The following is a 12,559-nucleotide window of genomic DNA, read 5'->3' on the forward strand; positions in this document are numbered from 1 at the left end:
AATCGAGTTGACAGGATCAACCAGCTGGGATGCGGTTGATGGCGTGATCGTCCGCGGACCAGAGGTACTGGACGGCGTACGCGCGCCAAGGCCGCCAGGAGGCCGCGTGCCGGGTGAGGGCGGCGGGGGTCGCCGGGAGGCCCAACTCCCCCGCCGCGCGGCGGATGCCGAGGTCCGTCGGTACGAAGGCGTCGGGGTCGCCGAGCGCGCGCATGGCGATGATCTCGGTGGTCCACGGCCCGATGCCGGGCATGGCATCGAGGAATTCACGGGCTTTCGGCCAGTCGCTGCCGACGCCGAGGGCGAGTTCGCCGGAGGCGAGGGCGGAGACCATGGCGACGACGGTGGCACGGCGGCCGGCCGGCATGGCGAGGGCGGCGGGGTCGAGGGCGGCCAGCGCGTCGGCCGAGGGGAAGAGGTGGGTGAGGCCGCCCGCCGGGTCCTCGACGGCCTCGCCGTGCGCGGTGACGAGGCGGCCCGCGAGCGTACGGGCGGCGGCGGTCGACACCTGCTGGCCGAGCACGGCCCGTACGGCGAACTCGTCCGCGTCCACGGTGCGCGGCACCCGCCGCCCGGGCGCCTTGTCGACGAGGGGCGCGAGGCGTTCGTCGGAGCGCAGCAGGTCGTCGACGGCTTCGGGGTCGGCGTCGAGGTCCAGCAGCCGCCGGCAGCGGCTGATCGCCCCGGTCAGGTCGCGCTGGTCGGTGAGGGCGAGCCGGCAGCCGATGTGGCCGGGCTGCGGGCGCAGTTCGACGGTGCCGTGCCCGTACGGGAGGCGCAGCGTGCGCCGGTACGCGCCGTCGCGCCACTCCTCCACACCGGGCACGGCCGTGGCGGCGAGGTGCCCGAAGAGGTTGTCGGGGCACAGCGGCGCCCGGAAGGGCAGCCGCAGCGCGAGCACCCCGGACGGGGACGGCCGCCGGCCGCGGGCGGCCCGGCCGCGCAGTTCGCTCGGGGAGAGGGCGAAGACCTCTCGTACGGTCTCGTTGAAGGTGCGGATGGAGGCGAAACCGGCGGCGAAGGCCACGTCGCTCATCGGCAGTTCGGTGGTCTCGATGAGCAGCCGCCCCGTCTGCGCCCGCTGCGCCCGGGCCAGCGCCTGCGGCCCCGCGCCGAGCTCGGCGAGCAGCTGCCGCTCGATCTGCCGCGTGGAGTACCCGAGCCTCGCCGCGAGCCCCGGCACCCCTTCCCGGTCCACGACGCCGTCCCCGATGAGCCGCATGGCCCGCGCCACCAGGTCCGCCCGCTCATTCCACTCCGGCGACCCCGGACTGGCATCCGGCCGACACCGCTTGCACGCCCGGAACCCGGCCTGCTGAGCGGCTGCCGCACTGGGATAGAAGGACATGTTCGCGACCTTCGGCGGCACCACCGGGCAGCTGGGCCGGCAGTAGATCCGAGTGGTCAGGACAGCGGTGAAGAACCAGCCGTCGAAGCGGGCGTCCTTGGACTGCACGGCCCGCACGCAGCGGTCGAAGTCGGTGTGCATACGCACCAGCATGCCGCCCGCCGGGGCCGCGGGCTCGCGGAAATCCGACATGGGGGTCGGGCATGAGCGGATGTGAGCGGATGCCGGGGCTCGGGCTCGAACGTCACCCGCGCACGTACTCCCCGAGAGGCACGGACTCGGCCACCGCGATCCGCTGATATTCGATGAACGGCGCGGGGTCGCCTTCGTAGACTTCACGGCCGATCTGCTTGCCGTCCGGCTCATAGTGCATGAGCACGACCGCAGAGCTGTCGAACATCCAGAAATCCTGGATGCCCGCCAATGGGTTTTCCCGGCCGGTCACATCAAGGATGCGAATATCCTCGCCGGCCAGAGCATGCGGCTCGTAGTACCGCGAGAACTCGAACCGCAAGTATTCGGAGAGCGGCCGGGTGAGGATGCGCACACGCCCATTCACCTTGCCCTCGGCACACTGCCGCTTGATCCGGTCGGTGTAGCTGGACGAGTAGGACCGGGGGTCGATTCGCTTACCGTCCTTGAATTCCTGGATCTCTTTCTCTTCCTGTGGCATGAGGTACCGCGGGAGCGTCTCAAGTCGCCAGGCTTCCGCTTGAAAGGTCTGGAACCTCAGCCGCCACTCCTCACCGTTCAGGAATGCGCACAATTCCAACTCCCGCCATTCCGTCGCCCTCGTCGTACAGCACAAGAAGCGCGCCCGCAGTGGTATTCCCGTCCGAGGTAGTCCCGTCCGACGTTGAGCCCGTTCACTCCGGCGCGTACCGGTCCCACCACTCGGGGAACGGCATCGCGTGGCTCATGGCCGTATCCCGGTATTCCAGCCACTTGGCGGCCTGGTCGCCCGTCATCACCTCAGCTCCTAGAAACTCCCCATCATCGCTGTACCGCATGGGTACGATGGAGCGCTCGTCGAATGCCCAGAAGTCCGGCACACCTTCCAGCGGGTTCTCCTGCTCGGTGGTGTCCAGGATGAAGAACTCCTCGCCGGCGGCTTGATTCCGCTGATACCCCCAGGCGAGTTCGAACCGCAGGTAGTCGCTCAGCGGGCGGCTGAGAATGTGCACGCGGTACATACGCTTCCCGGCCTGAACGGCGTCTTGTACGGTCGCCACCCACCCCGCCGTTTTATATTCTTCCGGCTGGGGCTCGCCAGCCAGGAACGCCTTATAGGCCGCTACGCCGCCGGATCTACTGTAGTCGTCGCGTGTTTCCAGCCGGAATGCTTCCCGCTGGAAATCATCGAAGAGTTTCCCGAATTCTTCAGGCGAGATATTCACGGGCGACCTTCCTCAGAAGCGCTGTGGGGGATACTCACGGCCGTCTCGTTGTCCGGCAGTTCCATGGTGGCCAGCGTTTCCGCGTCTTCCACCTTGAAGTCCTGGACCAGAATGTGCTCGGCGCCCTCGACGGTCCTTACGGTCGGGCATGGACCGTCGTCCCAGTCGCTCGCAACCTGCCTGAGCTTCAATGGCTGACCCCCTGTCAGTTGGTGTCCCATCCGATCCTTCCGGTCCGGTGACAAGGGGGTCAAGGGACCACAGTCGAGGGAACAGGAAACCGAATAGCGAACCCCTCACACGGCGCACCGCGCGGCCACGCACCTCACGTGCGGGGGGATTCCCCGGAATCCGGCGACCCGATGGGCCTCGGACTGCATCATGGGCCAGGTGACGGACTACGCCGAGATCCTCCTGGCCGATGACACCACCGTGCGCCTGGCGCTCGCGCCCGTCGGGGCTCCACCGGGCAGCGGCAGCGGCAGCGGCGGGGACGCCCGGCTCGGCGGGGTGACGCCCGTAGGGCGCGGCGCGCAGGCGGCTGCCGCGCTCGCCGTCGGCACGCTGCGCACCGTCCTGCGGCCGGTCGGGCTGCTGCTTCAGGAGGTGCACGACGCGGTGGGGGCCGCGGACGATCCGCCGCAGGAGTTGAGTGTGGAGTTCGGGGTACAGCTCGGGCAGGACCTCAAGCTGGGCATCGTCGGGGCCAACGGGCAGGCGAGTCTCACCATTTCCGCTACGTGGAAGATGCCCGAGCGGGCGGCGGGCGGCGAGCCGGGCTGACGCTCCCTCAGCCGGTCAGCGGCACTCCCCCGCTCTCCCTCCCCCGCAGCCGCCGCCACACCGCCCGCGCCGCGTGATGGCCCGACATGCCGTGCACGCCCGGTCCCGGCGGTGTCGCGGACGAGCAGATGAAGACGGAGGGGTGCGCGGTCTCGTACGGGACGCGCGTCAGCTTGGGGCGCAGGAGGAGTCGCAGGCCTTCCACGGAGCCGGTGGCGATGTCGCCGCCGACGTAATTGGCGTTGCGGGCGGCCAGTTGCGGGGGGCCCGCTGTGGCCCGGGCCAGTACCAGGTCGCGGAAGCCCGGTGCGAAGCGGTCGAGTTGGCGCTCGACGGCCTCCAGCGCGTCGCCCTCCCAGCCGTTGGGCACGTGCCCGTACGCCCAGAACGTGTGCTTGCCCTCCGGGGCGCGGGTCGGGTCGACGACGCTGGGCTGGGCGGTGATGAGGAACGGTACGGACGGGTCGCGGCCGTCGACGGCGGCGTGCAGGGCCGCGGAGATCTCGCCGTAGGTGGGGCCGATGTGCACCGTGCCCGCGCGGCGCGCCGCCTCGGCGGTCCAGGGCATGGGGCCGTCCAGCGCGTAGTCGACCTTGAACACGCTCGCGCCGTAGCGGTAGTCGCGGTAGGCGTTGCCGAGCCCGGCGATGCGGGCGAGGGCGGTCGGCGAGGTGTCGAAGACGTAGGCGCGGGCGGGCGGCAGGTCGTCGAGGCGTTTGACCTGGAAGCCGGTGTGGATCTGGCCTCCTTGTTCGCGCAGGTACGAGCCGAGCGCGTCGGAGATGGCCTGTGAGCCGCCGCGCGGGACCGGCCAGCCCGCCGAGTGCGCGGCGAGCGCGAAGACCAGCGCCATTCCGCCGGTCCCGATCGCGCCGAGCGGCGCGATGCCGTGCGCGGCGAGCCCGGCGAGCAGGCCGCGCGCCTTCTGGTCGCGGAACCGGCGTGCCAGCAGGGCCGCGGGCTGTGCCGCGACCGGGCCGAAGCGCGCGTAGGTGAGCGGATCGCGCGGCGGGCCGTCCCACTGGGTGCGCAGGAAGTCGACGGCGATGGCGTCCCACTTGCCGAGGAAGGGGGTGAGCAGCCGGCGGTACGCGCCCGCGTCGCGCGGTCCCAGCGACATCGCGGTCTCGCCCACCGAGTGGGAGAGCACCGCGGCGGTCCCGTCGGGGAAGGGGTGCGCCATCGGCAGGTCGGGGTGGAGCCAGGTCAGGCCGTGGCGGGCGAGCGGCATGGCGTTGAAGGCGGGCGACCCCGCGCCGAGCGGGTGCACGGCGGAACAGGGGTCGTGGCGGAAGCCGGGGAGGGTGAGTTCCTCGGTGCGCGCTCCGCCGCCGATGGTCTCCGCGGCCTCGAACACCGCGACGGCCAGGCCGCGCCGGGCGAGTTCGACGGCTGCGGTCAGTCCGTTGGGCCCGGCACCTACCACGACCGCGTCGAGCATGGATGGCACCGGATGGGCTCCCCTCGTCGTTGCGGCCGCTCTGAGGCCAGACAGCCTGAAGCGCCGGCACCGGCGTCGGCGTCAGGCGGCGGACGCCAGCAGCCCCAGGATAAGCCGAGCCGTCTCGGCGTCCCGCGCCGCGGCGAACGGCAGGGCGTTGCCCCCGGTGATCCGGAAGGGTTCGCCCGCGACCGTGGCGCTCGTGCCGCCCGCCTCGGCGACCAGCAGCAGCCCGGCCGCGTGGTCCCACGCGTTCTCCCAGGAGAAGGCGAGGCCGTCGAGGGAGCCCTGCGCCACGTGCAGGTATTCGAGGCCCGCGGAGCCGCAGGGCCGTGGCGCGACCCCGTGGACGGCGAGCGCGGCGAGCACCCGCTTCTGGTCGTCGTCGGTGAAGTCGTGGTGGGAGGTGGCCACTTCGAGGGTCTTGCCGGACTCGGGCGAGCCGGACCGGATCGGCTCGCCGTTGAGCACGGCCCCCTGCCCGCGCACCGCGACGGCCATCAGGTCCAGCGCGGGCCCGTAGGTGAAGGAGGCCAGCGGCTCGCCGCCCTGGGCGAGGGTGACGAGCGTCGAGAAGCCGGGGTCGCCGTGGACGAACAGCCGGGTGCCGTCGACCGGGTCGACGATCCAGACCGGGGCGTCGCCGCGCAGGGCGGCCAGCACGGACGGGTCGGCGTGCACGGCCTCCTCGCCGACCACGACGGAGCCGGGGAGCAGCTCCGTGAGCGAGGCGGTGAGGTGTTCCTCGGCGAGCCGGTCGGCGACCGTCACCAGGTCGTGCGGCCCGTTCTTCTCGACGATCTCGTGGGCGGCGAGCTGCCGGAATCTCGGCATGATCTCGGCCGCGGCTGCCTTGCGGATCGCCTCTTCGACATCGGACACCTCGAACTTTTTCAGCAGATCTTCGATCATGTGTCCATCGAACCACGCGTCACTGACAGTGGCGATGTACAGCAGGGTGACGTCAGTCGTACATGGGGTTAACGCCCGACCGCGTACCCCTGCATTCCGCGTGGGTTGGCCGCCGCCGACAGCACGCCCGTCTGCGGGTCGCGCGCCACCGCGCACAGCCGCCCCTCCGACCAGGGCTCCCCCACGCTCACCTCGTGCCCCCTGCGGCGCAGCTCCTCGATCACCTCCGCGCCGATCCGGGCCTCGACGGTCACGCTGCCGGGCAGCATCGCGCGCGGGTAGAAGGAGCCGGGGAAGCTGTCCTGGTGCCAGTTCGGCGCGTCGATCGCCCCTTGCAGGTCGAGCCCGCCCCGTACCCGCTCGCGCAGCGCCACCGCGAGGAAGAAGTGCACCGACCACTGGTCCTGCTGGTCCCCGCCGGGGGTGCCGAAGGCCAGCACCGGTACGCCGTCGCGCAGCGCGAGCGAGGGGGTGAGGGTCGTACGGGGGCGGCGGCCGGGCGTGAGCGAGTTCGGCAGCCCCTCGTCGAGCCAGGCCATCTGGAGGCGGGTGCCGAGCGGGAAGCCCAGCTCCGGGATGACGGGGTTGGACTGGAGCCAGCCGCCGCTCGGGGTCGCGGCCGCCATGTTGCCCCAGCGGTCGACGATGTCGAGGTGGCAGGTGTCGCCGCGGGTCGTGCCGTCCTTGGCCACGGTCGGCTCCCCCGCGCCCGTACCGGCGAGCCCGAGCGCGTCGAACCCCGCGCCGCCCGCCGCGACGGTGGTGGTGTGCTCGCTGAGCCGCGGCGTGCGGCCGTCGGGGCTGCCGGGGCGCAGTTCGTACGAGGCCCCCTCGCCGATCAGGGCACGGCGGCCGGCGTTGTAGCCGTCCGACAGGAGGGTGTCGAGCGGTACGTCCGCCGCGTCGCCGTACCAGGCCTCGCGGTCGGCCATCGCGAGCTTGCTGCCTTCGATGAGCGTGTGCACGTACTCGGGGGTGCCGTAGGCGAGGTCGTCGGGCAGCAGCGCGAGCTGCTGGAGGAAGACGGGCCCCTGCGACCACGGGCCGGCCTTGCAGAGCGTCCAGCCGTTCCAGTCGTACGTGACCGGGTCCTCGTACGTCGCCTCGTAGGCGGCGAGGTCGGCGGCGGTGAGCGTGCCGGTGTGGCGCTTCCCCGAGGTGTCCATGGTGGGCCGGGCGGCGGCGGCCACGAGCGCCTCGGCGACGAACCCCTCCCGCCACGCCTTCCGGGCCGCGTCGATCTGCGCGGCCCGGTCCGCGCCGGCGGCCGCTTCCGCCTCGGATATCAGCCGCCGCCAGGTCGCCGCGAGCGCCGGGTTCTTGAAGAGCCGCCCCGGGGCCGGGGGCTCGCCGCCGGGCAGATAGAGGGCGGCCGAGTCCGTCCACTCCGTCTCGAAGAGTTCGCGCACGCTCTCCACGGTCTCGCCGACCCGTTCGACGGGGGCGTGGCCGTCCTCGGCGTACCCGATGGCGTACTTCAGCACGTCGGCGAGGCGCTTGGTGCCGTGGTCGCGCAGCAGCGTCATCCACGCGTCGAACGCGCCCGGCACGGCCGCCGCCAGGGGGCCGGTGCCGGGGACGAGTTCGAGGCCGAGCCCCGTGTAGTGCTCGATGCTCGCCCCGGCGGGGGCGGGCCCCTGCCCGCACAGCACGCGTACCGGGCCGCCGGCGGGCGCGAGGATCATCGGCACCTCGCCCGCCGGCCCGCACAGGTGCGGCTCGACGACGTGCAGGACGAAGCCGGCCGCGACGGCCGCGTCAAAGGCGTTGCCGCCGTCCTCCAGGACCGCCATCGCGGACTGCGAGGCGAGCCAGTGCGTGGAGGACACCATTCCGAAGGTTCCTTGGAGGGTCGGCCGGGTCGTGAACATCGTCGGACTCCTCGGGCTGTGTCGCCGGGTGACGGCGGATGACGGTGGGCGGCGGTGGTACGGACGGCACTTTCGGCGGGTACAGGACGTACTGCCCGTGCGGTACGGGACGTACTGGCTGTACCCGCCAAGTGCCGCGCACTCTACGCCGGGAGGTCCTACAGCCAGGTGGCCACTCCCCCGTGGTGGGAGCAGGTGCCGCGGCGGTGCGCGGAGTAGGAGTAGCTGCCGTCATTGCAGATGGCGGTGGCACCGCTGTGGGAACCGCCAGTGCTCGAACCTCCGGTGCTCGAACCTCCGGTGCTCGAACCGCCGGAGGCGGAGTCGCTGCCGCCGGACGACGAGTCACCGGAAGACGAGCCGCCGGAAGCGGAACCGCCGCCCCCGCCCCCGTGGTGGACCGGAGGCTTCGGCGCGGGTGCGCTCGTCGGCGGCTCGGGGTCGGGCGTGGGCTCCTGGGTCGGCGAAGGCGTCGGCGTGGGAGTGGGAGTGGGCGTCGGAGTCGGGGTCGGGGTCGGCGTGGGTGTCGGCGACTCGCTGGGCGTGACCGATGCCGTCGCCGTGACCTCGGGAGACGCGCTCTTGTCCGTACCGCCGTCCGCCGAACCGTCGCAGCCGGCGACGCCGAGCCCGAAGGCCAGCACGGCCGCTGCGGACACCCACGCCCGCCCCGGTCTGCGCGCGGTGAAGGCGGTGAATATGTTGCTCACGATCAGGTCCCCCCTGACGCTCTGTTGCGCGGAGCGTCCGCGCATGGCTCCGCCGCCCGGTCGCGAACCGACGCCCGGCCGGCCGGGAGAGCGGTGTGGGGGGCGTGGGGGGAAAATTCGTGGGGTGCGCAGAGTGTACGACGAGATCGGACCGGGCCGCCCGCGGGGCCGCCTGATCACCGGCCCGCCCCGTTCCTCCGCGCAGGAGCAGACCGAGCCGGGCATGGAATGTCGGGTCGGGCGTCTTGGGTGATCCCTAGCGTGAGTCTCGGTCAAAGGACCGAGAAAGCCGAGAAGGCCGAGAAAGAAGGACCAGGAAAATGCTGGAGCGGCTGAACGAGGCCCTGGAGCACATCGAGGGTCATCTGGATCAGCAGATCGAGATGACCGAACTCGCGCGGATCGCCGTCACGTCGGAGTACCACTTCCGCCGGATGTTCTCCGCGCTGGCCGGCCTGCCGCTGTCGGAGTACATCCGCCGCCGCCGGCTCACCGTCGCGGGCGCCGATGTACTCGCGGGCCGGCACACGCTGCTCGATATCGCGGTGCGCTACGGCTACAGCTCGGGCGAGGCGTTCGCGCGAGCGTTCCGGGCCGTGCACGGCATCGGCCCGGGCGAGGCCCGCCGCACGGGTGCGGCACTGCGTTCCCAGCCCCGGATGTCCTTCCGCCTCATCATCGAAGGGAACAGCAGCATGGAATACCGGATCGTGGAGAAGGACGAATTCCAGGTGGTGGGGGCGAAGGCCCGCGTCCCCTTGGTGCACGCGGGGATGAATCCGGCGATCGTGGAGTTCGTCCGGGGCATCGCCCCCGAGACACTCCGGCGTCTGGAGGAGCTGAGCGACCAGGAGCCGCGCGGGATCGTCTCGGTGAGCGACGACCTCGCCGAAAACCGAGCGGAGGGCACGGAACTCGACTACTACCACGGGGTCGTGACCGGCGCGGACGCCCCGGCGGACTTCGCGGCGCTGACCGTGCCGGCGGGGACGTGGGCGGTCTTCGAGAGCTCCGGTGAGTTCCCGCTGACGCTCCAGCTCATATGGCGGGACGTCTTCACTCAGTGGTTCCCCTCCAACCCGTACCGGAGCCGCCCGGGGCCGGAGATCCTGCGCACCCGCCTCTCCCCCGACGCGGCGCGGGCCGACGCGGAGCTGTGGATTCCCGTGGAGCGCACCGGCGCCTGACCGGGCCGTGGGCCGGGGCCCGAAGGACGGGGGCCCGGCCCCGTACGTACGGGCATATGGGCATACGGGCATACGGGCATACGGGCATACGGAAATCTCGCACGCCGTACGGGACCGGGAGCCCGTACGGCGTGCGGCACCGGCCGCCACCATCCACAGCCGACCAGCCCCAGCCGGCCCACCCGACCTACAGCACGCATCGGGCATACCTCCCCTACCGCCCTCTTTCCGTGACATCACCGCGAACCGGAAACCCCAGTAACGTGGGCGGCGAATCGGCAGATGTTCGAGAGCCGGTCCCGGAAGAGGCGGAGGAATACGCGGTGCACGGTGAGTACAAGGTCCCCGGTGGAAAGCTCGTCGTCGTGGATCTGGAGGTCGAGGACGGGCTGCTGCGCCAGGTGCGGGTGGCCGGGGACTTCTTCCTCGAACCCGACGAGGCGCTGGCCGCCATCGACTCCGCGCTGGAGGGCGCGCCGGCCTCCATGGAGACGGCGGGGCTCGCCGCCCGGATCACCGCCGCCCTGCCCGAGTCGACCGTGATGTTCGGTCTGACGGCGGAGGGCGTGGCCATCGCCGTGCGCCGGGCTCTCGCGCATGCCACGGAGTGGAGCGACTACGACTGGCAGCTCATCCACGAGGCGCCGCAGTCGCCCGCCCTGCACATGGCGCTGGACCAGGTGATCACGGAGGAGGTGGCGGCCGGGCGGCGGCCGCCGACGCTGCGGGTCTGGGAGTGGGCCTCGCCGTCCGTGATCATCGGCAGCTTCCAGTCGCTGCGCAACGAGGTCGACCTCGACGGGGCGGCACGGCACGGCGTCGGCGTGGTGCGGCGGATCTCCGGCGGCGGAGCGATGTTCGTGGAGCCCCGGAGCACCATCACGTACTCCCTCTCCGTACCGGATTCGCTCGTGTCCGGCCTCTCCTTCGCCGACAGCTACGCCTACCTCGACGACTGGGTGCTCGCCGCCCTGGGCGACATGGGCATCAAGGCGTGGTATCAGCCCCTCAACGACATCGCGACGGAGGCCGGCAAGGTGGCGGGGGCCGCGCAGAAGCGGATGGTCGGTCCGAACGGCGGCGCGGGCGCGGTCCTGCACCACGTGACGATGTCCTACGACATCGACGCCGACAAGATGCTGGAGGTGCTGCGCATCGGCAAGGAGAAGCTCTCCGACAAGGGCACCAAGAGCGCCAAGAAGCGCGTCGACCCGCTGCGCCGGCAGACCGGGCTCCCCCGTGAGACCGTCATCGACAGGATGATCGACTCCTTCCGCAACCGCTACGGGCTGGCGGAGGGGAAGGTGAGCGACGCCGAACTGACGCGGGCTCAGGAGCTGGCGCGCACGAAGTTCGGCACCGAGGAGTGGACGGCGCGCGTGCCGTAACAGGCCGTGGAATCACGCCCCTTCGTCGGCGAGCGAGGGGGCGGCGGTGCGGGACGGGCTGATCGCCGCGCCGGAATATCCGGTGCGCACGCTGCCGCGGCCTGTTAGCGTGCCCGGCATGAAGCGCGCTGCGATAAGCATGACGACGACGGAGAGTGTCCTGGCGCGCTGACAGATGTTCTGAGTCCGAAGCCCCGGGGCGAGTACCCCGGGGCTTCGTCTTGCGGTCACTCGCCCGGCCAACGCGAGGAGACCCCCATGCACGACCACCGCCGGCTCGGCCGCGAACTCGGCCTGTTCGACACCGACCCGCTCATCGGCGCGGGACTTCCGTACTGGCTGCCCGATGGCGCGACCGTCCGGCACGCCTTGGAGGAGTACATCCGTTCCGCCGAGCGGCGCGCTGGGTACCGACACGTCTACTCGCCGGTGCTCGGCAAGCGGGAGCTGTACGAGATCTCCGGGCACTGGGAACACTACAGCAACGACATGTTCCCGCCCATGGAGCTGGGCGGTGAGCAGGTCGTCCTGCGGCCGAGCCTGTGCCCGCACCACGCGGTCATCTACCGCTCACGGGCGCACAGTTACCGCGAACTTCCGCTGCGCATGGCCGAACTCGGCGGCATGTACCGCTCGGAACTCTCCGGCGTCCTCGGCGGGCTCACCCGGGTCCGCGCCATCCAGCTCAACGACGCCCATATCTTCTGCACCCTGGACCAGGTCGCCGAGGAGGCGCGGAGCGCGCTGGAGATGATCCGCCGCGCGTACGAGGCGCTCGGCATCGCCCCGGCCCGCTACCGCCTCTCCCTCCCCGGCCCCGGCGGCAAGTACGCATCCGCGCCCGAGAATTGGGAACGGTCCACCGCCCTGCTGACCGAGGTGCTCGACCGCTCGGGGCTCCCCTACGAGGCGGCCGAGGGGGAAGCCGCGTTCTACGGGCCCAAGATCGACGTCCAGGTCGCCGACGGCGCGGGCCGGGAGTCCACCCTGTCCACCGTCCAGGTCGACTTCCACCAGCCCGAACGGTTCGGCCTGCACTACATCGGGGCGGACGGCGCGAAACACCGGCCGGTCATGATCCACCGCAGCATCATCGGCAGCGTGGAGCGGGCCGTCGCCCACCTCATCGAGGAGCACGGCGGCGCCTTCCCCGCCTGGCTCGCCCCCACCCAGGTGGCGATCCTCCCGGTCTCCGACGCGGAGCTGCCGAACGCCGATGCCGTCGCCCGGCGCTGCGCCGAACTGGGGCTGCGCGCCGAAGTTCGCGGCCCGGAGGGCGGCACCCTCGGCGCCCGTATCCGGGAGGCGCGCCTCGTCCCCTATCAGGCCGTCATCGGCGCCAAGGAGGCCGCCGACGACCGGATCGCGCTGCGGCTGCGAGACGGACGACGGCTGGAGCCGCTGCCGAGCGGGGACGTTCTCGCCCGGCTCGGCGCAGTCGTCGAGGCGCGGAGCACCGAGGTGTGGGACCGGGCCGCCGCATAGCGCGGCCCGGACCGGACCGTCGCCTGCCCGCCGGGGC

General features: G+C 71.8%; 13 protein-coding genes. 4 read left to right on the plus strand and 9 right to left on the minus strand.

The genetic code is table 11. From position 1 onward, the window contains the following. Window positions 1–16: 16 nt before the first annotated feature. From AB0I22_RS05975 to AB0I22_RS05990, 4 genes are all read right to left on the minus strand, one after another. Window positions 17–1,489 (minus strand): AlkA N-terminal domain-containing protein, encoded by a 1,473-nt coding sequence (locus AB0I22_RS05975; protein ID WP_363129454.1) that lies wholly within the window; start codon window positions 1,487–1,489, stop codon window positions 17–19. 103 nt (window positions 1,490–1,592) lie between these two features. Continuing rightward, window positions 1,593–2,114 carry a DUF6879 family protein gene (locus AB0I22_RS05980; RefSeq protein ID WP_363129418.1) on the minus strand — a complete coding sequence of 174 codons (522 nt, stop codon included), beginning with the start codon at window positions 2,112–2,114 and terminating at the stop codon, window positions 1,593–1,595. 100 nt (window positions 2,115–2,214) lie between these two features. Continuing rightward, window positions 2,215–2,745 (minus strand): DUF6879 family protein, encoded by a 531-nt coding sequence (locus tag AB0I22_RS05985; RefSeq protein WP_363129419.1) that lies wholly within the window; start codon window positions 2,743–2,745, stop codon window positions 2,215–2,217. Continuing rightward, window positions 2,742–2,936: a hypothetical protein gene (locus tag AB0I22_RS05990; RefSeq protein WP_363129420.1), complete on the minus strand. Its 195-nt coding sequence runs from the start codon at window positions 2,934–2,936 to the stop codon at window positions 2,742–2,744. Before AB0I22_RS05990 ends, AB0I22_RS05985 begins: the two co-directional genes overlap by 4 nt. 190 nt (window positions 2,937–3,126) lie before the next feature. On the opposite strand from AB0I22_RS05990, the gene AB0I22_RS05995 reads away from it, so the two are divergent. Continuing rightward, window positions 3,127–3,528, plus strand: coding sequence for a CU044_2847 family protein (locus AB0I22_RS05995; protein WP_363129421.1), 402 nt, complete (start codon window positions 3,127–3,129; stop codon window positions 3,526–3,528). A 7-nt stretch (window positions 3,529–3,535) separates the two neighbouring features. Here the strand turns inward: AB0I22_RS05995 and AB0I22_RS06000 are convergent, their stop codons facing one another. The 4 genes from AB0I22_RS06000 to AB0I22_RS06015 form a co-directional block, all read right to left on the minus strand. Then, window positions 3,536–4,978: an NAD(P)/FAD-dependent oxidoreductase gene (locus tag AB0I22_RS06000; RefSeq protein WP_363129422.1), complete on the minus strand. Its 1,443-nt coding sequence runs from the start codon at window positions 4,976–4,978 to the stop codon at window positions 3,536–3,538. A gap of 72 nt (window positions 4,979–5,050) precedes the next feature. Further along, the gene (locus AB0I22_RS06005) at window positions 5,051–5,881 is read right to left on the minus strand and encodes an inositol monophosphatase (RefSeq protein ID WP_363129423.1); all 831 of its coding nucleotides are present in this window, start codon (window positions 5,879–5,881) and stop codon (window positions 5,051–5,053) included. 68 nt (window positions 5,882–5,949) lie between these two features. Next, window positions 5,950–7,752 carry a gamma-glutamyltransferase gene (locus AB0I22_RS06010; protein WP_363129424.1) on the minus strand — a complete coding sequence of 601 codons (1,803 nt, stop codon included), beginning with the start codon at window positions 7,750–7,752 and terminating at the stop codon, window positions 5,950–5,952. A gap of 158 nt (window positions 7,753–7,910) precedes the next feature. Then, window positions 7,911–8,462, minus strand: coding sequence for a DUF3761 domain-containing protein (locus tag AB0I22_RS06015; RefSeq protein ID WP_363129425.1), 552 nt, complete (start codon window positions 8,460–8,462; stop codon window positions 7,911–7,913). Window positions 8,463–8,782: 320 nt separating this feature from the next. Between AB0I22_RS06015 and AB0I22_RS06020 the strand changes: the two genes are divergently transcribed. Together AB0I22_RS06020 and AB0I22_RS06025 are read left to right on the plus strand one after the other, a co-directional pair. Next, the gene (locus AB0I22_RS06020) at window positions 8,783–9,649 is read left to right on the plus strand and encodes an AraC family transcriptional regulator (RefSeq protein ID WP_363129426.1); all 867 of its coding nucleotides are present in this window, start codon (window positions 8,783–8,785) and stop codon (window positions 9,647–9,649) included. A 323-nt stretch (window positions 9,650–9,972) separates the two neighbouring features. Beyond that, window positions 9,973–11,037, plus strand: a complete 1,065-nt coding sequence (locus AB0I22_RS06025; RefSeq protein ID WP_363129427.1) for a biotin/lipoate A/B protein ligase family protein — start codon at window positions 9,973–9,975, stop codon at window positions 11,035–11,037. A 12-nt stretch (window positions 11,038–11,049) separates the two neighbouring features. Here the strand turns inward: AB0I22_RS06025 and AB0I22_RS06030 are convergent, their stop codons facing one another. Further along, window positions 11,050–11,178: a hypothetical protein gene (locus AB0I22_RS06030; RefSeq protein WP_363129428.1), complete on the minus strand. Its 129-nt coding sequence runs from the start codon at window positions 11,176–11,178 to the stop codon at window positions 11,050–11,052. A 39-nt stretch (window positions 11,179–11,217) separates the two neighbouring features. On the opposite strand from AB0I22_RS06030, the gene thrS reads away from it, so the two are divergent. Beyond that, window positions 11,218–12,522, plus strand: a complete 1,305-nt coding sequence (thrS, locus tag AB0I22_RS06035) for a threonine--tRNA ligase (RefSeq protein WP_363129455.1) — start codon at window positions 11,218–11,220, stop codon at window positions 12,520–12,522. The last annotated feature ends 37 nt before the right edge of the window (window positions 12,523–12,559 follow it).

This window comes from Streptomyces sp. NPDC050610, from assembly GCF_040654875.1.
GTDB lineage: Bacteria > Actinomycetota > Actinomycetes > Streptomycetales > Streptomycetaceae > Streptomyces.